Source organism: Tranquillimonas alkanivorans (genome assembly GCF_900115595.1).
GTDB lineage: Bacteria > Pseudomonadota > Alphaproteobacteria > Rhodobacterales > Rhodobacteraceae > Tranquillimonas > Tranquillimonas alkanivorans.
In genome coordinates this window covers 570,652-594,881 of sequence record NZ_FOXA01000001.1, presented here as the reverse complement: position 1 = coordinate 594,881, position 24,230 = coordinate 570,652, and the positions used below count along the sequence as shown (strand labels likewise).

Here is a 24,230-nt window from a genome sequence, read left to right as displayed (position 1 = left end):
CATGGCCGATCCGGCGGCCCGCGCGTCCCGATGAAGGGAGCCGCACGTGCAGACCACCGCGATCATCCTGAAGGCTCCGTCGGACCTGGCGCTCGACGCGTTGCGCCTGACGCCGCCGGGCGCTGAAGATGTCGTGGTCGAGACGGCGTATTCCGGCATCTCAAGCGGAACGGAGCGGCTGTTCTGGTCCGGCACGATGCCGCCCTTCCCAGGCATGGGCTACCCGCTGGTGCCCGGATACGAAACCGTCGGCGAGGTGGTCGAGGCCGGGCGCGAAAGCGGCCTGAGGCCAGGCGACCACGTCTTCGTGCCCGGCGCCGATTGCTACGACGGCGCGCGCGGCCTGTTCGGCGGCGCGGCCTCCCGCCTTCTCACCGCCGGTGGCCGAGTGACGAAGATCGACTCTGGCCACGGCGAACGGGGCGCGTTGCTGGCCCTCGCCGCGACGGCGCACCATGCCATCGCGGGTCACGCTCTTCCGGAGTTGATCGTCGGACACGGCACGCTGGGCCGGCTGCTCGCCCGCCTGACCGTGGCCAAGGGCGCTCCACCGCCGACGGTGTGGGAGACGAACGCGGTGCGCCGCACGGGCGGCGGCGCGTACCCTGTCATCGCGCCCGAGGACGACGCACGCCGCGACTATGCGGCGATCTGCGACGCCTCTGGCGATGCCGGGCTGCTCGACACGCTTATCGGGCGCATCGCGCGCGGCGGCGAGGTGGTGCTGTCCGGATTTTACCCACAGGCCATCAGCTTCGCCTTCCCGACGGCTTTCCTGAAAGAGGCGCGCCTGCGCGTGGCGGCGGAATGGGCGCCCGAGGACCTGCGCGCGGTGCGCGACTTGGTTGAACGCGGCGCGCTGTCGCTCGCCGGGCTCGTCTCGCACCGCCGGCCGGCGGGTCAGGCGGAAGAGGCCTATCGCACCGCCTTCACCGACCCGGACTGCTTGAAAATGATCCTCGACTGGAAAGGTCACGCATGACGCTCGACGTTCCGAACCTCAAGGACTTCGACGCCCGCCTTCGGGAGGAGGCGCACGAGGACCTCGCCGACATCCAGGCGACCGCACCCGCGAAGAGAACCCAGATCATCGCGATCTACGGCAAGGGCGGAATCGGAAAGTCCTTCACGCTCGCCAACCTCAGCCACATGATGGCCGAGCAGGGCAAGCGTGTGCTGCTGATCGGCTGCGACCCCAAATCCGACACCACGTCCTTACTGTTCGGCGGCAAGGCCTGCCCGACGATCATCGAGACCTCGACCAAGAAGAAGCTCGCGGGCGAAGAGGTGAAGATCGGCGATGTCTGCTTCAAGCGCGGGGGCGTCTTCGCCATGGAGCTGGGCGGACCCGAGGTCGGACGCGGCTGCGGCGGGCGCGGGATCATCCACGGCTTCGAGTTGCTCGAGAAGCTGGGCTTCCACGACTGGGACTTCGACTATGTCCTGCTGGATTTTCTGGGCGACGTGGTCTGCGGCGGCTTCGGTCTGCCAATCGCGCGGGACATGGCGCAGAAGGTGATTTTGGTTGCCTCGAACGATCTGCAAAGCCTCTATGTCGCCAACAACGTCTGCTCGGCGGTCGAGTACTTCCGCAAGCTCGGCGGCAATGTAGGCGTGGCCGGGCTGGTGGTGAACAAGGACGACGGCTCGGGCGAGGCGCAGGCCTTCGCGCGGGCGGTCGACGTGCCGGTGCTGGCCGCGATCCCGCAGGACGACGACCTGCGGAAGAAATCCGCGAACTACCAGATCGTCGGCTCGTCCGCCTCGCGCTGGGGCGACCTGTTCGCCGGTCTGGCCGAGGCCGTAGCGGGCGCGCCGCCGGTTCGTCCGGCGCCGTTGGACCAGGACGGTCTGCTGGGCCTGTTCGACAATGACGAGACCGGCGGAAACGTGGTGCTGGAGCCCGCGACCGACGCCGACATGCGCGGAACGTACGGCTTGCCCAAGCCCTCGCTCGAGGTGATATATGACGAGGCGTGACGGACCCGGGGCAGGGGGGCTGTCTGCCCCCCGCTCGGCTGCGCCGAGCCCCCCCGAGGATATTTCCAGGACCGAAGATGCAGGCCGGCCCGTGGCCGATGCCCCGCAGGACGAACAGGGATGCCATGCCGGCGCGGCCGAAATGCAGGCGGCGGCGCGGGCGGCGGGGCAGTCCGAGGTGCTGGACCGCTATGCACAGGATTATCCACAGGGTCCGCACGACAAGCCGCAATCGATGTGCCCGGCATTCGGCAGCCTGCGCGTCGGGCTGAGGATGCGGCGGGTGGCCACCGTGTTGTCGGGGTCGGCCTGCTGCGTCTATGGCCTGAGCTTCGTGTCCCATTTCTATGGTGCGCGGCGGTCGGTCGGGTACGTGCCGTTCAGTTCGGAAACGCTGGTGACCGGCAAGCTGTTCGAGGACATCCGCGAGGCGGTGCACGACCTCGCGGACCCGGACCGCTATGACGCTGTGGTGGTGACGAACCTTTGCGTGCCCACCGCCTCGGGCGTGCCGTTGCGGCTGTTGCCCGACCAGATCAACGGCGTGCGCATCGTCGGCATCGACGTGCCGGGCTTCGGCGTGCCGACCCATGCCGAGGCGAAGGACGTGCTGGCCGGGGCGATGCTGGCATATGCCCGGAAAGAGGCCGAGGCTGGGCCGGTGCAGAGCCCGGCGCGGGGCCGCGCCGACCGCCCGACCGTGACGCTGCTGGGCGAGATGTTCCCGGCGGACCCGGTGGTGATCGGTCAGATGCTCGCCCCGATGGGGCTGGCCGCCGGGCCTGTGGTGCCGTGCCGCGAGTGGCGGGAGTTATACGCGGCCTTGGACTGCGCTGCGGTGGGGGCGGTGCACCCCTTCTATACCGCCGCCAAGCGCGAACTCGTGGCGGCCGGGCGGCCGGTCGTCGGCTCCGCGCCGGTGGGTGCGGACGGCGCCGCGCACTGGCTGGCCGAGATCGGGACGGCCTGCGGCGTCCCGGCCGAGCGGATTGCGGCGGCTCAGAACGCCTTCGTCCCGGCGGTGCGCGCGGCGCTGGGTGCGGCGCGGGTTGATGGGACGGTGACGCTGTCGGGCTACGAGGGCTCGGAGTTGCTGGTGGCGCGGCTGTTGATCGAAAGCGGGGCGCGGGTGCCATATGTGGGGACCGCCTGTCCGCGGACGCCGGAGTCTGAGTGGGACCGCGACTGGCTGGAGGCGCACGGGGCGCAGGTCGTCTTTCGCGCGTCGCTCGAGGACGACCTGGCGGCGATGGAAGCGGTGGGGCCGGACCTGGCCGTCGGCACCACTCCGGTGGTGCAGCGGGCGAAAGAGCTTGGGCTCCCGGCGCTTTATTTCACGAATTTGATTTCGGCGCGGCCCCTGATGGGCCCGGCGGGGGCCGGATCGCTGGCGCAGGTGGTCAACGCGGCGATCGGCAACCGAGACCGGATGGCCCGGATGCGCGGGTTCTTCGACGGCGTGGGTGAGGGTGACACGGCGGGCGTTTGGGAAGGCGCACCGAACCTGAGGCCGGACTTTCGCAGGCAGCATCAGAAGAAGCTCGACAAGCAGGCGCGGGCGCGCAAGGCGCAGGAGATGATCTGATGGAGCGCCGCGAAAAACGGTCAATCCGTACAATTCCGGGGCAAACGAGTACATTTGCGGCCCGCCGGCGCGGGGGGCGGCCATGCTGATCCAGGACCACGACCGCGCGGGCGGCTACTGGGGCGCTATCTATGCCTTCTGCGCCGTGAAGGGGCTCCAGGTGGTGATCGACGGACCGGTGGGGTGCGAGAACCTGCCGGTGACGAGCGTGCTTCACTACACCGATGCGCTGCCACCGCACGAGCTGCCCATCGTGGTGACCGGCCTCGGCGAGGAGGAGCTGGGCCGGGACGGGACCGAGGGGGCGATGACGCGGGCGTGGAAGACGCTCGACCCGGCGCTGCCGGCGGTCGTCGTCACCGGATCGATCGCCGAGATGATCGGCGGGGGCGTCACGCCACAGGGCACGAACATCCAGCGTTTCCTGCCGCGCACCATCGACGAGGACCAGTGGCAGGCCGCGGACCGGGCGATGACGTGGCTGTTCACCGAGTTCGGCATGACCAAGGGCCGGATGCCGCCCGAGAAGAAACGCGAGGAGGGTGCGGCGCCGCGGGTCAACATCCTGGGCCCGATGTACGGCACGTTCAACATGCCCTCGGACCTGACCGAGATCAGGCGGCTGGTCGAGGGGATCGGCGCCGAGGTCAACATGGTGATGCCGCTGGGCGCGCACCTGGCCGAGATGCGCAACCTCGTGAACGCTGATGTCAACGTGTGCATGTACCGCGAGTTCGGGCGCGGCCTGTCCGAGGCGCTGGGCAAGCCGTACCTGCAGGCGCCCATCGGCGTGGAATCCACGACGCTGTTCCTGCGCAAGCTGGGCGAGATGCTGGGGCTGGACCCCGAGCCGTTCATCACGCGCGAGAAGCACTCGACGCTCAAGCCCGTCTGGGACCTGTGGCGGTCGGTGACGCAGGACTTCTTTGCCACGGCGAGCTTCGGGATCGTCGCGAACGAGACCTATGCCCGGGGCATCCGGCTGTTCCTCGAGGACGATCTGGGCCTGCCCTGTGCCTTCGCGGTGCCGCGCGTGGCGGGTGGCAAGACCAACAACGAAGAGGTGCGTTCGCTGATCGGGCGCGAGCGGCCGCTGATCGTGATGGGCAGCGTCAACGAGAAGATGTACTTGGCCGAGACCCGCGCCGGGCACGGGCCGCAGCCCGCCTTCATCCCGGCGAGTTTTCCCGGCGCCGCCATCCGGAGGGCCACCGGCACTCCCTTCATGGGCTATGCCGGCGCGACCTACCTGTTGCAGGAGGTGTGCAATGGCCTTTTCGACGCGCTGTTTCACGTGCTGCCGCTGGGGTCCGAGATGGACGCGGCCGAGGCGACGCCGGCCACGCTGCGCCGGGACTTCCCGTGGGATCGCGATGCGCAGGCGGCGCTCGACCGGATCGTGTCGCGCCATCCCGTCCTGACCCGGATTTCCGCAGCCAAGACGCTGCGCGACGCCGCCGAACGCGCGGCGCTGGCGCAGGGGGCCGAGCGCGTCGTGCGCGAGACGGTCGAGGCGCTGCATCCGGAAATTTCCGCCGTGCCGGAGGAGCGGCCCGATCACCACCGAGGGAGCGAGACATGAGCGACTTCACCAGCGAGGCCGCGATCCCGGCGCGTGGCCCGAGAGCGCCGCGTACCGAGTTCTGCGTCTATTTCGGCATCATCTTCCTGGCGACGCTTCCGCTCGCCGTCCTGACCTGGGGGCTGAGCGCGCTGAAGAGCGGCAGCCTGACCGACAAGGGGCCGATCGCCCGCGCCTGGAGCCAGGCGCGGATCATCACGCCCATGATCTTCTCGGCCTGACGGCCGGAAGCGGCATTCGCGGGCCTTCAAGGGGGCGCGGATGTACCGGCGGGTCCAAACCGCCGGAACCCGGCCGCGGGGGGTCCGCGGCGTCAGCATGACGATCCGGAGGAGAGTACATGGCTGATCGAACCGACCTGTCGTTCACAGGTCTCACGGACGAGCAGGCGCAGGAATTGCACTCCGTCTACATGAGCGGGCTGTGGCTATTCGTGGCCGTGGCGCTTCTGGCTCATCTGGCGGTGTTCATCTGGCGCCCGTGGTTCTGAACAGGGGGCGGAAGACATGAGCAAGTTCTACAAGATCTGGCTGGTCTTCGACCCGCGCCGCGTTTTCGTGGCGCAGGGCGTTTTCCTGTTCCTGCTGGCGGTGATGATCCATCTCGTCCTGCTCAGCAACCCCAGCTACAACTGGTTCACCATCGCCGCGGCCAAGTACGACCGCGAACTGGCGATACTGGACGAGTGAGCTGCCCGTTCCGGGCGGCCGCGCGCCGCCCGGAGCACTTCATTTCCTGAACGCCGGTCCGCGGGGACGCGCGGGCGACGCAGCGGAGGGCGACGCGATGGCGCTACTCAGTTTCGAACGCAAGTACCGCGTGCCGGGCGGCACGCTTGTCGGAGGCAGCCTGTTCGACTTCTGGGTCGGGCCCTTCTATGTCGGCTTCTTCGGCGTCACGACGATTTTCTTCGCCGTGCTCGGGGCGATCCTGATCTTCTATGGCGCGGCGTTGCAGGGGGTGTGGAACCCCTGGCTCATCTCGATCAACCCGCCCCCCATTTCCTATGGCCTGAGCCCCGCCCCGATCGAGGAGGGGGGGCTTTGGCAGATCGTCACCATCTGCGCGCATGGCGCCTTCATCTCGTGGGCGCTGCGGCAGGTCGAGATCAGCCGAAAGCTGGGGATGGGTTACCACGTGCCGGTGGCGTTCGGCTTCGCCATCCTGGCCTATACCACGCTGGTGGTGATCCGGCCGGTGCTGATGGGCGCGTGGGGCCACGCCTTCCCGTACGGGATCTGGAGCCACGTCGACTGGGTCAGCTACACCGGGTACCTGTACGGCAACTTCCACTACAACCCGGCGCACATGATCGCGGTGACGTTCTTCTTCACCACGTGCCTGGCGCTTGCGCTACACGGCGCGCTCGTCCTGTCGGCGGCCAACCCCGAGAAGGGGAAGGAGATGCGCACGCCCGACCACGAGGACACGTTCTTCCGCGACTACATCGGCTATTCCATCGGGCCGCTGGGTATCCACCGGCTGGGCCTGCTTCTGGCGCTGAACGCCGGGTTCTGGAGCGCGGTGTGCATCGTCATCTCGGGCACCGTCTGGTTCGACCAGTGGATCGTCTGGTGGGACTGGTATCTTCTGTTGCCCTGGTGGGCGGACCTCTGAGGGAGGCGGCGACATGACGACCTATCGCAACATCTTCACGCAGGTGCAGGTGCAGGGCCGCCCCGAGATGGGAATGGTCGAGGACGCCGACCTGCGCGACCGCTCGGTGAACACCGGCTCCTCGCAACTCCTGGGCTGGCTGGGCAACGCGCAACTGGGGCCGATCTACCTTGGTCCCTACGGTGTGGTGTCGCTGGCCACCGGGTTTGTCTGGTTCTTCCTTGTCGGGATCTCGTTCTGGGTGCAGGTGGAATTCAGCCCGGCGCTGTTCCTGCGCGACTTCAACTACCTCGCGCTCGAGCCGCCGGGGCCGGAATACGGGCTGGGCTTCGCCCCGATCTGGGAAGGCGGCCTGTGGCTGATCGCATCGTTCTTCCTGCTGATCTCGGTCCTGGCGTGGTGGATTCGGTCCTATGTGCTGGCGCAGCAGCTGGGCATGGGCAAACACGTGTGCTGGGCCTTCGCCAGCGCGATCTGGCTGTTTCTGGTGCTGGGCCTGATCCGGCCCATCCTGATGGGCGCCTGGTCCGAGGCGGTGCCCTACGGCATCTTCCCGCACCTCGACTGGACCAACCTGTTCTCGCTGACCTACGGCAACCTGTTCTACAATCCGTTCCACGCCCTTTCGATCGTCTTCCTCTACGGCTCGGCGCTGTTGTTCGCGATGCACGGCGCGACGATCCTGGCCGTCAGCCGCTTCGGTGGCGACCGCGAACTCGAGCAGATCGCCGACCGCGGCACGGCGGCCGAGCGGGGGGCGTTGTTCTGGCGCTGGACCATGGGCTTCAACGCCACGTTCGAGGGCATCCACCGCTGGGCCTGGTGGTTCGCCGTCCTCACCACGCTGACGGGCGGGATCGGCATCCTGCTGACCGGCACCGTCGTCGACAACTGGTACGTCTGGGCCCAGGATCATGGCTATGCACCGGAGTTCACCTATGCCCCCGTCCAATGACCCCGCAGACCGCGGCCGCGAGATGAGCGGCAAGTACTGGTACCTCGAGGATCAAAAGCCGAGCCTGCGGATGTGGGCGTTCACGCAGATGACCATCGGCGCGGCCTACGCGGCGGTGGTGGCCTTCGGCGTGATCGCGTTCATCCTGATCCTGGTGGCGCTGTCCGGACTTCTGCCCGAGGACCCGTACGCCGTTCTGGACGCGGGCCGGGCGGTGCTGTCGGCCTGAGGCGTCCGCCCGGCTCAGGCCGGGTAGACGCGGACCGGCGCGCCGAGCGGGACGCGCTCGTACAGGTCGATGATGTCCTGGTTGGTCAGCCGCACGCAGCCCGAGGATACGGCGCGTCCGATGGTCCATGGCTGCGGCGTGCCGTGGATGCGGTAATACGTGTCGCGCCCGTTGCGATAGAGATAGAGCGCCCGCGCACCAAGCGGGTTGTCGGGGCCGCCCGGCACGCCGTCGGCGTAGCGGGCATAGACCTCGGGTTCGCGCCGGATCATGTTCTGCGTCGGCGTCCAGCTGGGCCATTCTTCCTTCCGCTCGATGGTGGCGCGGCCGGTGAAGTTCCGGCCCTCTTCACCCACGGCGACGTGGTACTCGATCGCCTCACCGGGGGCGGTGATCAGGTAGAGATGGAAGAGGTTCGGAAAGACGTGAATGCTGCCGACCTGCGCGTCGCGGCGCACGCGGACGTAGCGGGGGCGCATTTCTTCGAGCGAGGAGTGGGGTTTCGCCACGTTCGCGCGGGCCAGTGAGGGCGCGGCGAGCGCACCTGCTGCGGCTGACAGAAGTACGTGGCGACGTGAGAACATGTTCGACCCCTTCCTTGGCGGCTTCCCCTGGGGCAGGATGCCCCTGCCCATCGCTCGCTGTAAACGCGTAACGGGCGGTTTGGTGCCGCGCGGGTGCTCAACTATTCATGATCGTGCAGGTTTCACCCCTCGGCCGGTGCGCCGAAGATGACGTCGCGGTGCCGGTCGAGGTAGATGCGCAACCAGGGCGTGAACCGGTCGGGGTGGCGCGCGACCTCGTCGGTCAGCGTGTGCATGTCGATCCAGCGCGTCTCCATCACCTCGTCGGGGTCGGGGCGCAGCGGCAGGGCCGCCGGGGCCTGCGCCGTGTAGATATCGACGACCTCGTGTTCGGTCAGGCCGCCGCCCACGTCGGCGCGGTACTCGACCCGGTCGCGGTGTTCGAGCGTCAGGCCGCTTATCCCCAGCTCTTCGCGCAGGCGCCGCGCGGCGCAGTCGGCAGGCGGTTCGTCCCAGTGCGGGTGCGTGCAGCAGGTGTTCGCCCACAGGCCCGGCGTGTGATACTTGCCGAGCGCGCGGCGCTGGATCAGGACGGCGTCGCCGCGCAGCACGAAAACGGAAATCGCCTTGTGCCTCAGGCCGCGTTCGTGGACTTCCAGTTTCTCGACCGGGGTGAGCGTGCCGTCCACCCAGGCGGGGATTGTGTCGGTCAAGCGTAGGTCTCCGGTACCAGCCGCAACAGGTGGGCCGCGTTCTTCAGCCCGATCCTGATATGGGCCATCGGCCGGGCCCTGACCAACTTTTTGTTCATGTACGCCTCGAACGTCAGGCGCTGCACGTCGATGTCGTGGCACAGCGACACGAAGCGTTCCCGCCGCTCGTCCGAGCGGTAATAGGCGTCCTGCATCGAGCGCAGGACGCGGAAGACGGACTTGTGTTCCTTCATGAAAAGCCTGCGGGCGAGGCGCAAGTCGCGGGCGCGCCCCGTGGTCAGCGCCGCCTGCACGGCGGTGGCGGCGACGCGGCCGCCGACCATCGCATAGTAGATGCCTTCCCCCGAACTTGGCGCGACCACCCCGGCGGCGTCGCCCGCAAGCACCACGTCGCCTCCGTTGTCCCAGCGGTCGAGGGGCTTCAGCGGGATGGGCGCGCCTTCCTTCCGGATCGTCTCGCACTCGGACAGGCCCGCGGCGGCGCGCAACGCCGCGGTGGCGGCCTTCAGGTCGATGCCCTGCACGCCGCTGCCCATCCCGACGCTGCACTGTGTGCCGTGCGGGAACACCCAGCCGTAGAAATCGGGACTGATGCGGCCGTCATAGACGACGTCGCAGCGCACGGGGTCGTAGGCGGCGGTATTCGGCGGGGCGGCGACGATCTCGTGATACGCGATGACATAGGGGATGCGGTCGCCGCCCGGCACCTCTTGCTTCGCCACCTGGCTGCGCGCGCCGTCCGCCCCGATGACAAGGCGGGTGGGCAGGCGGCGCTCCTCTCCGCTGACCTTGTCGCGGTAGACGACGGCGGGGCCGGCTTCGCTCCGCTCCATGCGAAGGAAGGTGCCGGTGTGTCGTTCCGCCCCCGCCTGCCCGGCGCGGTCGCGCAGGAACGTGTCGAAATGTTCGCGGTCCACCATACCGACGAAGCCGTTCTCGATCGGGATGTCCACAGCGCGGCCGGTGGGCGAGACCATGCGTGCGGTGCTGATGCGCGCGACGATCTGGCTGTCGGGGATCGCGAAGTCGGCGATCAGGCGCGGGGGGATCGCGCCGCCGCAGGGCTTGATCCGGCCAGCCCTGTCGAGAAGGGCGACCGAGCGCCCGGCCCGGGCCAGATCCTCGGCGGCGGTGGCGCCGGACGGCCCCCCGCCCACGACGACGACATCGAACATGGTCACTCTCCCGGCACGACCTGCGCCGGGAGCACCGGCCGGCGGTCGATGATGCGCGCCGCCATCAGGGCGGCGGCGAGGAACAGCCCGGCTTCCAGACTGAAGACGAGGCCGAAGGCGGTGGCGGTGTCGGTGAGCAGGCGCAGCACGTCCACGGTGGCCGCGCCCAGAAGACCGCCGAAGCCTGCGGCGATGGCCTGCGCCGCGCCCCAGAGGCCCATCCGCGTGCCCTCGCGCGTTTCGCGCCCCTGACCGGCGAGCGCCATCATCGAGCCGATGGCGGCGACGGCGAACACGCCGTTGAAGACGCCGAGCGCGACGGTCGCGGGCACCAGGAACGGCAGGCCCGACTGGCCGAGCGCCGCGATGGTCGTCAGCGCGGCGGCGGAGCCGAGGCATCCCGCCGCGACCCAGTGGCGCAGTGCGCCGATCCGCAGGCCGGTGGCGGCGATGCCGACGGTCAACATCCCGACGAACACCCCGCCGTTCTGCGCACCCGAGAGCGACGTGGACTGGCCTGGGGTAAAGGCGAAGACAAGCCCGGCATACGGTTCGAGGATGAGCTCCTGCATGAAATAGGCGGTCATCGACAGGAACACGAAGAGCGTGAAGTTGCGCGCGCGGCGTTCGGCCCAGACCTCGGCCAGGCCCGCGCGGAACGGCATCGGGTCGGGCCGGCGTTCGGCCCGTACACGACGCTCGATGCCTGCGACGGAGACTGCTGTGAGGAGGACAGCCGCGCCGGTGACGACGGCAACGATCTTGATCAGGAGGGCCGGGGAGTAGGGGTCGAGGATGGCCCCGACCAGCCCCGCCGTGAGCGCGATGCCGAGGATCATCATCAGCCAGGTGATCGTCGCCGCGGCGGCGCGCCGGTGCGGCACGGTCGCCGTGGCGAGGAGGGCGAGCAGAGAGGTCCCGGACGCGCCGACGCCGAGGCCGATCAGCGCGTAGGCCACGACCGACAGGGCCAGTCCGGCGGCGAAGGCAGTCTCCAGCAGCACCACGCCCGCCGCCGCGCCGAGGCCGCCGAGCGCCAGCACCGTCATGCCGCCGACGATGAAGCGGGTGCGCCGGCCGCCGGTGTCGGACAGGAAGCCCCAGTTCGGGCGCGTGATCTGGATGCCGTAATGCAGCGCCACCAGCAGCCCGGGCAGGACGGCCGGAAGGGCCAACTCCACCACCATCAGCCGGTTCAGGGTCGAAGTGGTCAGCACGACGATCGCGCCCAGGCACATCTGCACGAGCCCGAGGCGGACGATGGAGAGCCAGGAGAGGGTCACGGAAGCTCCAGCGTGCGGACGGCGAGCGCGGTCGCCATCATGCCGAGGACGTAAAGCGTCACGCCGGTCGCGTTGTACCAGGGCGCTTTCTCCTCGGGGTCGCGGAGCAGGACGCGCATGCAGACGATCTGCGCCGCCAGCGCACACGCCACGACGGTGGCGTGCGCCGGGCGGGCCCAGACGAGCAGAAGGCACACGACGACCAGTTGCGGCACGGCCATGGTGATGCAGGCGATGCGTGCCGCGACCTCGGGGCCCTTCACCGCCGGAAGCGAGCGGATGCCGGTGGCGCGGTCGCCCGCGACGGCCTTGAAGTCGTTGAGCGTCATGATCCCGTGCGCGCCGAGCGCGTACAGCAACGCGACCGTGCCGACGAAGAACGACGGGGCGCCGGCGGACAGAACGGCCGCGCCGGTGAACCACGGCAGCCCCTCGTAACACAGGCCGACGAGGCCGGGACCCCAGAGGCCGGAACGCTTGAGCCGTAGCGGCGGCGCGGAATAGGCCCAGGCGGCGAGCACCGCCGCGATAGTCGCGCCGAAACCCCAGGGGCCAAGCTGCCAGCCCAGCACGAGGGCCAGCGCAGACATTGCGAGCGCGATGCCGAGACCCCAGCGCGCCGGCATCCGGCCCGAGGGAATCGGGCGGTCGGGTTCGTTGATCGCGTCCACGTGCCGGTCGCACCAGTCGTTGGCCGCTTGGCTCATCCCGCAGACAATCGGACCGGCGAGGACGAGGCCGAGAATGACCAGCGGCCAACCGTTCAGCGGCGCGACGCCGGAGGAGACGACGCCGCAGAAATAGGCCCACATCGGGGGAAACCACGTGATCGGCTTGATTAGCTCCAGCGTGGCGGCCGGGGCGGGCAGGGGACGTGGATGTACAGTCTCTGACACAGTCATGTGTCAACTACACTATACATATACGAGTCGGGCAAGCGCCGAATGTCAGGCCGGCCTTACGCCGCGCGGCGGATGTCGACCCAGATCGGCAGGTGGTCAGACGCCTTGCGGGTCAGCGGCGTCTGCACTACGCCCGAGTCCGTCGCCGTCAGCTCCCCGCCGAGCGCGATGCAGTCGAGCGCCGCCACCGGCGCGGCGGCGTGGAAGCTGCGGCCCGGGCGCATGATCTCGAACCGGCCCTCGAGCGGGCGCAGGCCCATGCCGGCGGCGGACCACTCGTTGAAGTCGCCCGCGATGACGGTGCCGGTGTGCCGGTCGTCGCCCAGATGCGCCCGGATCGCGCGCAACTGGCCCAGCCGGCAGCGGCGGCGCAGGCCCAGGTGCACGCCGACGACGGTGATCTCGCCCAACGCGGCGGCGACGGTCGCGGTGACGGCGCCGCGCGGCTCGATCCCTGTCAGGAAGATCCGCTCGGTATCCAGAATGTCGATGCCCTTGCGCACGAGGATGGCGTTGCCGTGCCAGCCCAGGCTGACGTCATTGATCGACACCGGCGCGGCGCAGAAGCCGGTTTCGTGCTCGACATGGGCGGGAGACAGTACGGTGGGGCGATCGCCCAGCCGCTTGTCGACCTCTTGCAGCACCACGATGTCGGCGTCGAGGTCCGAGATCACGCGGAGGATGCGCCCGGGATCGCGCCGCCAGTCAAGGCCCACGGCCTTGCGGATGTTGTAGCTGGCGAGCCTCAGGTGGCCTTCGGGCTTCGGGGGCGGGCGCATGTCAGAGCAACGGCGCCAGAAGCTTGAACACCGGCGCGGCGACCCGCAGCCACAGCGGCTGCTCGTCCAGCCGGTTCGTCATGACGTAGGCGTGTTCCATGTCCTGCCTCAGCATCTCTTCGACCTCGCGCGCCTGGTCCTCACCATAGAACACGGCGGTTTCCTCGAAGTTCAGTATGCACGACCGGATGTCCATGTTGAGGGTCCCGATCGACACGATGTCGTCGTCCACCAGTGCGACCTTCTGGTGCATGAAGCAGGGCGTGTAGCGCAGGATCTGCACGCCTGCGTCGCGCACCTCGTCGAAATAGGCGAAGGCGGCGATCCACGGCGTCAGCTTGTCATAGACGTGGGGGACCAGAATGCGGATCTCGACTCCGCGCAGCGCGGCGAGCTTGAGCGCCGACAGAAGGTCGGCGGTGGGGACGAAATAGGGTGTTGTCAGCCACAGCCTGCGCCGCGCCACCTGGCACAGCGCGGTGAAATAGAGCGTGCCGATCTCGTGCCCGTCGATGGGACCGCTGCCGATCATCAGGGCGTGGGTGCCCTGGGAATCGTGGTCGGTGTCCCACAGCAGGCCGTCGAGCTGTTCGTGCGCCTGCATGGCCCAGTCGTCGGCGAATATCGCCTGAAGCTGCGACACGACCGGACCGGTGAGGCGAATGTGTGTGTCGCGCCAGGCGCCCGCGTACTCGTTGGCGACGTTCAGCCCGCCGGTGAAGCCGGTGCGCCCATCGACCACGACGCATTTCCGGTGATTGCGGTAGTTCAGCGCGAACCGGCCCAGCAGGCGCGAGGGGCCGCGCGTCGGGTACATCTGGACCCCGGCCTCGGCCAGCGTCCGGCGGTAGCGGCGGGTCAGGAGGAGACAGCCCAGCGGATCGTAGAGCAGGTGCACCCGCACCCCGCGCGCCACCGCGTCGCACAGCGCCGCATGCAGCCGGCGTCCCGTCTCGTCGTCGCGGATGATGTAGAACTGGACAAGGACGTAGTGCCGCGCTTCGGCGATGGCATCGAAGATCGGGTCGTAGGTTTCTTCCGAATCGCGCAGGACGGTCCGGCCGCATCCAGCGACGACGGGGCCGCCGCCGATGGCGGTGAAGGGGGCGAGCCGCTCGGACGCAGCGGACGACTTTGGAAGGCCCTGCGGTCGGCTCCAGGTCTCGGGCGAGACGCGCACAACCTTCCATCGGTCGCGGAAGCGGCTGATGCGGGCGTAGCCGAAGACGTAATAAGCCGGGACGGCGACGAAGGGAAGCGCGACAAGGAAGACCACCCAGCCGACCGCGCCCTGCGGCGTGCGCGCCGTCTGCGATGCGCGAAACGCCGTGTACGCAACCGCCAGCAGCGTTAGCGCCGCAACCAGCGGAACCGAGAACATCCACATGCGTCAGCCGCTCCTACCCCGCGTCGCGCGCTTGCCGCGGGGGCGGTGCGCGCGATCCGGTCTCAGTCGCCCTTGTTGAGCAGACCGTACTTGCGAAGCTTTACATAGAGGCTCTGGCGGCTGAGTCCCAGCATCTCGGCCGCCGCGACGCGATTGTTGCGCGTCAGCTCGACCGCCGTTTCGATGCACATCTTCTCGATCACGTCGGTGGTTTCCGAGACGATGTCCTTCAGCGTGGCAGAGCCGACAAGCTCCATCATCGAGCGCATGCCGTCGTCGCTGAGCGGCACGCCCGGCTGGCGCACGGCATCGACGCGGCTGGCATCGCGCACGACGAAGGCCACGGCGGGCGCGCTGCGGTCGTTGAGGTACGTCGCGGACAGCTCGACCGCGATCTGGCTGCCGTACTCGGTCACGAGCTTCGTGGAATAGAGCCGCATGTGCCCGGCGCGGGCGGCGTTGTCGATCAGCACCTTGAGGTCGACAGACCCGCGCGACAGGAAATCCGCCAGCGACCGGCCCCGCGCACCGGCGGCCTGCGCCACGTCGGCGAGGGCCAGGAACGAGTCGTTCGCGCTGAGGATCATGCCCGCGCGGTCGGTGAACACGATCCCGTCCGCGCCCTTGCTGAACAGCGCGGCAAGGTTGGCGCCCAGCACGTCCGGCACGTCTTGCTGGCCGTCCGATGCCTCCACCCGGCACAGCAGCATACGCTCGCCCGCTGCGCGGAACACCCGCGCCTCCATCGACAGCTTCCGCTCCGACCGCCGCGCCGTGAGGGACACGGTGGTGTGCGCATCAGAGGCCGCGGCGGCGGCCAGGCTTTCCAGGAATTCGCCGCGTCGACGCCCCTCGAACTCCTGCGCGAAGGGGGCGCCGCTCAGCTCGGTCACGTCGCCGCCCAGCATCTTGGCCGCGGGGCGGTTGAGGTCGAGGATGCGGCCGCTTTCGGCCGACACGAAGATCACCGCCTCGTCCGTCGTCTCGAGCAGGACGCGCAGCCGCGTGTCGTAGTCGCGCTGGGCCTCGTAATCCCGCTCGAGCGCCATCTGCGCCTTGACGAGCTGTTGCTGCATCTCGGCGATGGGCTGCAGGTCGCGGCCCAGCATCAGAAGCGCCCCGTCCGGGCCGATGGCATGGAACGAGTAGCGGACGGGGAACTCCCACGCCATGCCGTCGGTGTGGTTGAGTTCGACCGGCCGTACCGCACCTTCGCCGTTGTTGTACTTGGCTAGCTGCGCGTCGAGCTTGGCGACGCTCTCGATGGTCAGGAACTCGCGAATGTCGCGGCCTTCCCAGTGGTCGAGCCGGCCGTAAGCGGCGTGGCCCGGGTTCACAAGCACCGACAGCACGCGCCCCATGTCCGATATCACGACAGCCACGTCCGCCGTGGCCGAGATGATGTCGCCCAGAAGCTCGGGCGCGATCAGCGGGATGGACCCGCTGGACCAGTATTTGGTGCCTCGCGACGTCACGATGTCTCGCTGCCCGGGATCGGCCGTATGTTCATCGTCTAATGCCTTTCGGCGGAGGACAGATCCGTTGTCGGACCCGTCAAGCCGCAGAGCCTGAGCGCCTGGTCAGGGTCGTTGCAAATGTGATCTGCACCGGTCGTCGTTTTCGCACCACTGCTATCGCTCACGGCGCAGCCGCCCACGACCACGGGAACCGGGGACGGCATCGCCTTGCGGATCTTGTCTATCATGTCGTTGAGGAAAACAAGACTTTCGGTGTGGCTGGCCGACACCATGACCGCGTCGAAGCGAATCGTCCGCGCCAGCGCCGCAACCTCGGCCGGGGCCTGGCCGAGCGACAGCCGCACCGACACGCCCCGCCGCCGAAGCTGCCCGGTCAGCACCATCGCACCCAGCGTGTGATGCGCGTCGGCAACCACCAGCACGCCGGCCACCGGGCGGTCGCGGTGTCCCTCGGTTTCGGTCAGGGTGCGGTCGATATCGCGCAGGAGCGATTGCAGCCGGGCCGCGCCGATTGACACCTCGGCAAAGCTCATCCGGTCGTCGCACCACTTCGCGCCCATGCGGCGGGCGACCTCGGGCACGTAGCGTTCGGCCACGTCCTGAAGCGGCACGTGCGCCCGGCGCAGTCGGTCCAGGGCCCGGCCCGGCGCGCCCGGTTCGCGGCTCAGCGCCCCGGCCTCGAGCATGTCGAGAAGATGCACCAGCGGCGCTACGGTACACGCGCGGCGGCCGGCGAGCACCGAAAGCGCCCGCGAGGCTAAAGACTGGACCGGTCGGTTCGGAGCCTCGGGGATCTGGCTTTCTGCTGCGTACGACATCCGTCCCCCTTTGCGCTGGCGAGAGCTGGGCGGGCGCCGGTGCGCCGGCCTGACCCAACAAGTGTCGGCCGGCCGCATTGGTGTTGTCAAAGAAAATTGACACCTGACACACAGGCCCCGTTCCAACGACTTGCCGCTGCGGGTGATTTCGCCTGTATCGGCGCAAAATGCCAGTACCGGCGCAGGCTCTCCGGCGGTTTTACCTGACACGGTGTGTAATCCTGGATTGACACATCCCGAATCCCGAAGCTAACCTTCCCCTGTCGCAACGCCCACCGGAAAGGTCCGTGAAGTGCGCCATCGTCCGACAGTTCCCGGTCCGGTCCCGCCGCTCTACACGCCCGAGCAGCGCCGCCGCCGCGACGCCACCGTCTGGACGCTGGTGCAGGGGGTGCTCGCGCCGCTCCAGTTCGCGGTCTTCGCCGTCTCGCTCGTCCTCGTGCTTCGCTACCTCGCCACCGGCGAAGGCTACGCTGCCGCGACCTGGTCGATCCTGATCAAGACCGGAGTACTCTACGGGATCATGGTAACCGGCGCGATCTGGGAAAAGGCGGTCTTCGGGCGCTACCTGCTTGCCCCGGCCTTCTTCTGGGAAGACGTCGTCAGCTTCGGCGTCATCGCGCTGCACACCGCCTATGTCTGGGCACTGTTCGCGGATGCTCTGACGCCCGCCGGGCTGATGGCGCTCGCGCTGCTGGCTTATGCGGCATACCTCCTCAATGCAGGTCAGTTCCTGTGGAAACTGCGCCGCGCCCGGCTGGACACCGGGGTGCCGGCGTGACCCACATGCCCCCTCCGCCGGCCACGGGCTGCCGCAGCGCCCCGGTCCTGAAGGAGCGCGGCCAGCACGAGGTGTTCTGCGGGCTGACCGGCATCGTCTGGCTGCATCGCAAGATGCAGGACGCCTTCTTCCTCGTCGTCGGCTCGCGCACCTGCGCGCACCTTCTGCAATCCGCCGCCGGCGTGATGATCTTCGCCGAGCCGCGCTTCGGCACCGCGATCCTGGAAGAGCAGGACCTCGCCGGGCTCGCCGACGCGCAGGAGGAACTCGACCGCGAGGTCGCGCGCCTGCTCGCCCGCCGCCCGGACATCCGCCAGCTTTTCCTCGTCGGTTCGTGCCCGTCCGAGGTCATCAAGCTCGACCTCGCCAAGGCGGCACAGCGGCTCTCGGCCCGCCACGCCCCGCACGTGCGCGTGCTCAACTACTCGGGCTCCGGGATCGAGACGACCTTCACCCAGGGCGAGGATGCCTGCCTCGCCGCGATGGTGCCGCAGTTGCCCGAGAAGTCGGCGCGTGAACTGCTTCTCGTCGGCGCGCTTCCGGACGTGGTCGAGGACCAGGCGCTGCGCCTGCTGTCCGACCTTGGCATCGGCCCCGTCCGCTGCCTGCCCGCCCGCCGCGCCGAAGACATGCCTTTGGTGGGCCCGGACACGGTCTTCGCGCTCACCCAGCCCTTCCTGGGCGACACCCACGCCGCGCTCGAACGCCGCGGCGCACGCCACATCCCGGCCCCCTTCCCGTTCGGAGAGGAGGGAACGACCGAGTGGCTGGCCGCGCTGGCCCGCGAGTTCGACGTGCCGGCCGGCCGGTTCGAACAGGTCACCGCCGCCCCACGCGCTCGGGCCCGGCGCGCCGTGGCCGCCGCGGCCGAAACGCTCGCCGGCCGGTCGGTCTTCTTCTTCCCCGACAGCCAGCTCGAGATCCCGCTGGCCCGCTTCCTGACCCGCGAATGCGGAATGGAGGCGATCGAGATCGGCACTCCTTACCTGCACAAGGCGCTGATGGGCCCCGACCTCGACCTGATCGCACCGGGCCCGAACCTGTCCGAGGGGCAGGACGTCGACCGCCAGCTCGACCGCCTGCGCGCCGCACGCCCGGACCTCACGGTCTGCGGCCTCGGCCTCGCCAACCCGCTCGAGGCCGAGGGGCTGGCGACGAAATGGGCTATCGAGCTCGTCTTCACGCCGGTCCACCTCTACGAACAGGTCGGCGACCTCGCCCAGCTCTTCGCCCGGCCCCTGCGCCGCCGGGACCTTCTGAAGCTGGAGGCCGCAGAATGACCCGCCACATCTTCGGTCCTGAAATATCCTGCGGGGGTCCGGGGGTGCAAAACCCCCGGGGGCGGCCGTGAAGCTGTCGGTCTGGACATACGAGGGCCCGCCCCATGTCGGCGCCATGCGCGTGGCGACGGGGATGCGCGGCCTGCACTACGTGCTGCACGCGCCGCAGGGCGACACCTACGCCGACCTGCTGTTCACCATGATCGAGCGGCGCGACCACCGCCCGCCGGTCACCTATACGACGTTCCAGGCCCGCGACCTCGGGTCCGACACGGCCGAGCTTTTCACCACTGCCTGCCACGCCGCATACGAGCGGTTCCGCCCACAGGCGATGATCGTCGGTGCCTCGTGCACAGCGGAGCTGATCCAGGACGATCCCGGCGGGCTGGCGGCGGCGATGGACCTGCCGGTGCCGGTGATCCCGCTCGAGCTGCCGTCCTACCAGCGCAAGGAGAATTTCGGCGCGGACGAGACCTTCTTCCAGCTGGTCCGCCACCTTGCGCGGCCGATGGCGCGGACGCCGGAGGTGACGGCGAACCTGTTCGGTCCGACCGGGCTGGGCTTTAGGCACCGCGACGACATCGACGAGGTGACGCGGCTGCTGTCGGACCTCGGCATCGGCGTGAACGTCTGCGCGCCCATGGGCGCGACGCCTGCCGACCTGGCGCGGCTGGGTGCGGCGCATTTCAACGTGCTGATGTACCCCGAGACGGCCGAGACGGCGGCACGGTGGTGCGAGAGGTCCCTCGGCCAGCCCTTCACCAAGACCGTGCCCATCGGCGTCGGCGCGACCCGCGCCTTCGTGGCCGAGGCGGCGCGGCTGGCCGGGGTCGACGCGCGACTCGACGAGTCGCGGCTGCGTTTACCGTGGTACGCGCGGTCGGTCGATTCGACCTACCTGACCGGCAAGCGCGTGTTCATCTTCGGCGACGGCACCCACGTCGCCGCCGCCGCCCGCATCGCGCGCGACGAGATGGGGTTCGAGGTGGCGGGCCTCGGTTGCTACAACCGCGAATACGCTCGTCCCGTCCGCACGCTGGCCCGCGACCACGGCGTCGAGGCGCTGATCACCGACGATTACCTGGACGTCGAGGCCGAGATCGAGCGGCTCCAGCCCGAGTTGATCCTGGGCACGCAGATGGAGCGTCATATCGGCAAGCGGCTCGGCATCCCCTGCGCCGTCATCTCGGCCCCCGTCCACGTGCAGGACTTCCCGGCGCGGTATTCGCCGCAAATGGGGCTCGAGGGTGCGAACGTGATCTTCGACACCTGGGTGCACCCCCTGGTCATGGGGCTGGAAGAGCACCTTTTGCACATGTTCCGCGAGGATTTCGAGTTCCATGACGCGGCGGGGGCGAGCCATCACGGCCGCACCGCGCGGGCCGGGACCGGGGAGGGGGGGCCAGCCCCCCATGCGCCTGCGGCGCATTCCCCCCGGGATATTTCCGGACCGAAGATGGACCCGGTCTGGGCGCGGGCGGCGGAGGACGAGCTGAGGAAGGTGCCGTTCTTCGTGCGTGGCAAGGCCCGGCGCAACACCGAGGCCTTCGCGGCGGCGCGCGGCCTGTCCGAGATCGGGGTCGAGACACTTTACGAGGCGAAGGCCCGTTATGCGCGATGACGGCCACATCCCCGGTTACCGGATCGCCATCGTCACCCTGGACGCGCACGCGGCGGGGCCGGCGGCGCGGGTGCTTCCCCGGCTGGCCCGGGAGTTCCCCGGTCTGCATGTCAGTGTTCACTCCGCCGCCGAATGGGGCGAGAGTTCCGAGGCGCTGGAACGGGCGAAGGACGCGGTGCGGCACGCGGACATCGTGATCTCGACCCTCCTGTTCCTGGAGGAACACCTGAACGCGATCTTGCCCGACTTGCGGGCCGCGCGGGAGCGGGCGGACGCCTTCGTCGGCATGATCGCCGACCCGCAGATCGTGCGGCTGACGAAGATGGGCGAGCTGGACATGGCACGGCCTGCGGGGCGGGCGGCGCAACTGATCCGACGGCTGCGCGGGACGTCGCGCGGCGGAGGCTCGGGCGCGCGGCAGATGCGCATGCTGCGTCGCCTGCCCCGGCTTCTGCGGTTCATTCCCGGCCGGGCGCAGGACCTGCGGGCCTGGTTCCTGTCGATGCAGTACTGGCTGGGCGGCTCGGACGAGAACGTCGAGCAGCTGATCCGCTTCCTGTTGTCGCGCTATGCCAGCAAGCATGGTTGGCGTGGGGGCGAGGCGAAGGCTCCGGTGGAGCATCCCGAGGTGGGCCTCTATCACCCTGACCTGCCGGAGCGGATCGCGACCTGCGCGGCCGACCTGCCGGGGCCGGAGCGGCCGGTGGCGACGGTCGGGCTGCTGATGCTGCGGTCCTATGTTCTGGCCTCGGACACGGCGCATTACGACGCGGTGATCCGGACGTTCGAGGCGCGCGGCCTTCGCTGCATTCCGGCCTTCGCCGGCGGGCTCGACGGCCGGCCGGCGATCGAGGCGTACTTCCGCAGCGTAGAAGGCGTGGGCATTGACGCGATGGTGTCGCTGACCGGGTTCAGCCTCGTGGGTGGGCCGGCCTACAACGACAGCCCGGCTGCGGTCGAGACGCTGGCGGGGCTCGACGTGCCGTATGTGGCAGCGCATCCGCTGGAGTTCCAGACGCTGGGCCAGTGGGCGGCGAGCCCTGGCGGTCTGGGGCCGGTCGAGACGACGATGCTGATCGCGCTGCCCGAGATCGACGGGGCGACGAACCCCACCGTCTTCGCCGGGCGGCACGGCAGTGACACATGTACCGGCTGCGTGCGCGGCTGCGGCGCGACCGACAGCCGGGCGATGGCGCCATGTCCAGAGCGGGTGGAGGCGCTGGCCGACAAGACCCTGCGGCTGGCCCGGCTGCGGCAATCGAAGGCGGCCGAGCGGAAGACGGCGGTCGTCCTGCACGCGTTCCCGCCCAACGCGGGGGCCGTGGGCACGGCGGCGCACCTTGCAGTGTTCGAGAGCCTGTTCCAGACGCTTCACGCCATGAAGGCCGAGGGCTGGGATCTTGACCCGCCCAAGACGGTCGATGACCTGCGCGCGGCTCTGTTGCAGGGCAACGCGGCGCAGTACGGGCAGGAGGCGAACGTCGCCGCCCGTGTTCCCGCCGACCGGCTGGTGGCCGAGACCCCGTGGCTCGAGGAGATCGAGGCTGCCTGGGGCCCCGCGCCGGGCCGCATCCAGTCGGACGGGCGCGGCGTGTTCGTGCTGGGCGCGCGCTTCGGCAAGGTCTTCGTCGGCGTGCAGCCGGCCTTCGGCTACGAGGGCGACCCTATGCGGCTTCTGTTTGAGCGCGGCTTCGCCCCGACCCACGCCTTCGCAGCCTTCTACCGCTGGATCAGGAACGACTTCGGCGCCGACGTCTGCCTGCACTTCGGCATGCATGGCGCGCTGGAATTCATGCCGGGCCGGCAGGCCGGGGTGGGCGCGTCGGACTGGCCCGACCGGCTGATCGGGGGCGTGCCGAACGTGTACCTTTACGCGGCCAACAACCCCTCGGAAGCGACGCTGGCCAAGCGGCGGGCGAACGCGGTTTGCGTGACGCACCTGACGCCGCCGCTGTCCACCTCGGGGCTCTACAAGGGCCTACTGGACCTGAAAGAGAGCCTGACGCGCTGGCGCGGCCTGCCGGACAGAGAGGATCGCGCCGACCTCGAGGCGCTGATCGCCGCGCAGGCCGAGGCGGTGGACCTGGGCGGCGTCGCCCCGGACGCCCTGTGGCTCACGCTTCTCGAGACGGAGGAGGCGCTGATCCCCGACGGCCTGCATGTCGTCGGCCGCCCGCAGGCGGCCGGGGCGCGGCGCGCCCAGCTCGACCTGATCCCGGGTCTCGACCCCGAGGGGCGCGCGCGGGCCGAGGCACTGCTTGCCGAGGACCACGAGACGCCGGCGCTGCTCCGTGCGCTGGGCGGGCACTATGTCCCGCCGGTGCCGGGGGGCGACCTGAACCGCGGCGCGGACATTCTGCCCACGGGCCGCAACATCCACGCCTTCGACCCGTTCCGCATGCCCACCGCCTTCGCCATGGCGGACGGCGCGAAACAGGCGCGCGCGCTGCTGGCGGCGCATGACGGCCTGCCGCGCACGGTGGCGCTGGTGCTCTGGGGGTCGGACAACATCAAGACCGACGGCGGCCCGATCGCGCAGGCGCTGGCGCTGATGGGCGCGCGGCCGCGCTTCGACGGCTACGGGCGGCTGTGCGGCGCCGATCTGGTGCCGCTGGAGGAACTGGGCCGTCCGCGCATCGACGTTGTGATGACGCTCTCTGGCATATTCCGCGACCTGCTGCCGCTTCAGACCCGCATGCTGGCCGAGGCCGCCTGGAAATGCGCCACCGCCGACGAGCCGGCCGAGATGAACTTCGTCCGCGCCCACGCGCTGGCCTATGCCCAGCAGATGGCCTGTGACGCCGAGACGGCGAGCCTGCGCGTCTTTTCCAACGCCGAAGGGGCGTACGGCTCGAACGTCAACATGCTGGTGGACCAGGGCGCCTTCGCCGAAGAGGACGAACTGGCCGACGCATACGAGGCGCGCAAGTCCTTCGCCTATGGCCGCAGCGGCAGAGCAGAGAAGCAGTCGGCGCTGCTGCAGCGGGCGCTGCGGGACGTGGACCTGGCATATCAGAACCTCGAATCTGTCGAACTGGGGATCACCACCGTCGACCATTACTTCGACACGCTGGGCGGCATCAGCCGCGCCGTGAAGCGGGCGAAGGGGGCGGAGGCGCCGGTGTATATCGGTGACCAGACCCGCGGGCAGGGCAAGGTGCGCACCCTGCAGGACCAGATCGCGCTCGAAACCCGGACACGGAGCCTGAACCCGAAGTGGTTCGAGGGGCAGCTGCGTCACGGCAGCGAGGGGGTGCGCCACATCGAGGCGCAGGTCGCGAATACGCTGGGCTGGTCCGCCACCACCGGCAAGGTCGAGCCCTGGGTGTATCAGCGGATCAGCGAGACGTTCGTGCTGGACGACGAGATGCGCCGGCGGCTGGCGTCGCTGAACCCGCAAGCCTCGGCCCGGATGGCGAACCGGCTGCTCGACGCGTCGGACCGTGCCTACTGGACGCCGGACGCCGAAACTCTGGCGGCGCTTCAGGGTGCGGCGGACGAGATCGAGGATCGAGTCGAAGGGATCGCGGCGGAATGACCC

23 protein-coding genes are annotated in these 24,230 nt (G+C 69.3%); 14 read left to right on the top strand and 9 right to left on the bottom strand.

Annotation, left to right across the window (positions count from 1 at the left end):
- Positions 1-46: 46 nt before the first annotated feature.
- From bchC to pufX, 10 genes are all read left to right on the top strand, one after another.
- A complete protein-coding gene (gene bchC, locus BM162_RS02995; protein ID WP_093417444.1) occupies positions 47-982 on the top strand; it encodes a chlorophyll synthesis pathway protein BchC in 936 nt (311 codons plus the stop codon).
- Positions 979-1,980: a chlorophyllide a reductase iron protein subunit X gene (locus tag BM162_RS02990; protein WP_093417442.1), complete on the top strand. Its 1,002-nt coding sequence runs from the start codon at positions 979-981 to the stop codon at positions 1,978-1,980. The genes bchC and BM162_RS02990 overlap by 4 nt, the downstream gene beginning before the upstream one ends.
- On the top strand, positions 1,967-3,565 hold the full coding sequence (gene bchY / locus BM162_RS02985; RefSeq protein WP_093417440.1) for a chlorophyllide a reductase subunit Y: 1,599 nt from the start codon (positions 1,967-1,969) through the stop codon (positions 3,563-3,565). The genes BM162_RS02990 and bchY overlap by 14 nt, the downstream gene beginning before the upstream one ends.
- A gap of 82 nt (positions 3,566-3,647) precedes the next feature.
- Positions 3,648-5,147, top strand: a complete 1,500-nt coding sequence (bchZ, locus tag BM162_RS02980; protein WP_093417438.1) for a chlorophyllide a reductase subunit Z — start codon at positions 3,648-3,650, stop codon at positions 5,145-5,147.
- On the top strand, positions 5,144-5,368 hold the full coding sequence (pufQ, locus tag BM162_RS02975; RefSeq protein ID WP_093417436.1) for a cytochrome PufQ: 225 nt from the start codon (positions 5,144-5,146) through the stop codon (positions 5,366-5,368). Before bchZ ends, pufQ begins: the two co-directional genes overlap by 4 nt.
- A gap of 119 nt (positions 5,369-5,487) precedes the next feature.
- Positions 5,488-5,637, top strand: a complete 150-nt coding sequence (gene pufB / locus BM162_RS02970; RefSeq protein ID WP_093417434.1) for a light-harvesting antenna LH1, beta subunit — start codon at positions 5,488-5,490, stop codon at positions 5,635-5,637.
- A 16-nt stretch (positions 5,638-5,653) separates the two neighbouring features.
- The gene (gene pufA / locus BM162_RS02965) at positions 5,654-5,836 is read left to right on the top strand and encodes a light-harvesting antenna LH1, alpha subunit (protein WP_093417432.1); all 183 of its coding nucleotides are present in this window, start codon (positions 5,654-5,656) and stop codon (positions 5,834-5,836) included.
- A 97-nt stretch (positions 5,837-5,933) separates the two neighbouring features.
- Positions 5,934-6,764, top strand: coding sequence for a photosynthetic reaction center subunit L (gene pufL / locus BM162_RS02960; RefSeq protein ID WP_093417431.1), 831 nt, complete (start codon positions 5,934-5,936; stop codon positions 6,762-6,764).
- Between the two features lie 13 nt (positions 6,765-6,777).
- Complete coding sequence (pufM, locus tag BM162_RS02955) at positions 6,778-7,719, top strand: photosynthetic reaction center subunit M (RefSeq protein WP_093417429.1); 942 nt, start codon at positions 6,778-6,780, stop codon at positions 7,717-7,719.
- On the top strand, positions 7,703-7,948 hold the full coding sequence (gene pufX, locus BM162_RS02950; protein ID WP_093417427.1) for an RC-LH1 core complex protein PufX: 246 nt from the start codon (positions 7,703-7,705) through the stop codon (positions 7,946-7,948). Before pufM ends, pufX begins: the two co-directional genes overlap by 17 nt.
- A gap of 14 nt (positions 7,949-7,962) precedes the next feature.
- Here pufX and BM162_RS02945 read toward each other — a convergent pair whose 3' ends face one another.
- From BM162_RS02945 to BM162_RS02905, 9 genes are all read right to left on the bottom strand, one after another.
- Complete coding sequence (locus BM162_RS02945; protein WP_093417424.1) at positions 7,963-8,532, bottom strand: L,D-transpeptidase; 570 nt, start codon at positions 8,530-8,532, stop codon at positions 7,963-7,965.
- A gap of 122 nt (positions 8,533-8,654) precedes the next feature.
- Positions 8,655-9,185 carry an isopentenyl-diphosphate Delta-isomerase gene (idi, locus tag BM162_RS02940; protein WP_093417422.1) on the bottom strand — a complete coding sequence of 177 codons (531 nt, stop codon included), beginning with the start codon at positions 9,183-9,185 and terminating at the stop codon, positions 8,655-8,657.
- Positions 9,182-10,360, bottom strand: a complete 1,179-nt coding sequence (locus BM162_RS02935) for a geranylgeranyl diphosphate reductase (protein ID WP_093417419.1) — start codon at positions 10,358-10,360, stop codon at positions 9,182-9,184. Before BM162_RS02935 ends, idi begins: the two co-directional genes overlap by 4 nt.
- Before the next feature lie 2 nt (positions 10,361-10,362).
- Positions 10,363-11,643: a BCD family MFS transporter gene (locus BM162_RS02930; RefSeq protein WP_093417417.1), complete on the bottom strand. Its 1,281-nt coding sequence runs from the start codon at positions 11,641-11,643 to the stop codon at positions 10,363-10,365.
- Complete coding sequence (gene chlG, locus BM162_RS02925) at positions 11,640-12,545, bottom strand: chlorophyll synthase ChlG (RefSeq protein ID WP_093417415.1); 906 nt, start codon at positions 12,543-12,545, stop codon at positions 11,640-11,642. The genes BM162_RS02930 and chlG overlap by 4 nt, the downstream gene beginning before the upstream one ends.
- Before the next feature lie 56 nt (positions 12,546-12,601).
- Positions 12,602-13,324, bottom strand: a complete 723-nt coding sequence (locus BM162_RS02920; RefSeq protein WP_093417413.1) for an endonuclease/exonuclease/phosphatase family protein — start codon at positions 13,322-13,324, stop codon at positions 12,602-12,604.
- A 1-nt stretch (position 13,325) separates the two neighbouring features.
- Positions 13,326-14,711, bottom strand: coding sequence for a cardiolipin synthase (gene cls, locus BM162_RS02915; protein ID WP_093417411.1), 1,386 nt, complete (start codon positions 14,709-14,711; stop codon positions 13,326-13,328).
- A gap of 62 nt (positions 14,712-14,773) precedes the next feature.
- Positions 14,774-16,186 carry a transcriptional regulator PpsR gene (ppsR, locus tag BM162_RS02910; protein WP_093417408.1) on the bottom strand — a complete coding sequence of 471 codons (1,413 nt, stop codon included), beginning with the start codon at positions 16,184-16,186 and terminating at the stop codon, positions 14,774-14,776.
- A gap of 38 nt (positions 16,187-16,224) precedes the next feature.
- Entirely contained in the window at positions 16,225-17,007 is a 783-nt protein-coding gene (locus BM162_RS02905; RefSeq protein ID WP_177215025.1) for a cobalamin B12-binding domain-containing protein, read from the bottom strand.
- Positions 17,008-17,299: 292 nt separating this feature from the next.
- Here BM162_RS02905 and bchF point away from each other — a divergent pair, with 292 nt between their 5' ends.
- From bchF to BM162_RS02885, 4 genes are all read left to right on the top strand, one after another.
- Positions 17,300-17,788: a 2-vinyl bacteriochlorophyllide hydratase gene (gene bchF / locus BM162_RS02900; protein ID WP_093417403.1), complete on the top strand. Its 489-nt coding sequence runs from the start codon at positions 17,300-17,302 to the stop codon at positions 17,786-17,788.
- A 5-nt stretch (positions 17,789-17,793) separates the two neighbouring features.
- Positions 17,794-19,068, top strand: a complete 1,275-nt coding sequence (locus BM162_RS02895; RefSeq protein ID WP_093417400.1) for a ferredoxin:protochlorophyllide reductase (ATP-dependent) subunit N — start codon at positions 17,794-17,796, stop codon at positions 19,066-19,068.
- A 67-nt stretch (positions 19,069-19,135) separates the two neighbouring features.
- Complete coding sequence (gene bchB / locus BM162_RS02890; RefSeq protein WP_093417398.1) at positions 19,136-20,689, top strand: ferredoxin:protochlorophyllide reductase (ATP-dependent) subunit B; 1,554 nt, start codon at positions 19,136-19,138, stop codon at positions 20,687-20,689.
- A complete protein-coding gene (locus tag BM162_RS02885) occupies positions 20,679-24,227 on the top strand; it encodes a magnesium chelatase subunit H (RefSeq protein WP_093417395.1) in 3,549 nt (1,182 codons plus the stop codon). The genes bchB and BM162_RS02885 overlap by 11 nt, the downstream gene beginning before the upstream one ends.
- The last annotated feature ends 3 nt before the right edge of the window (positions 24,228-24,230 follow it).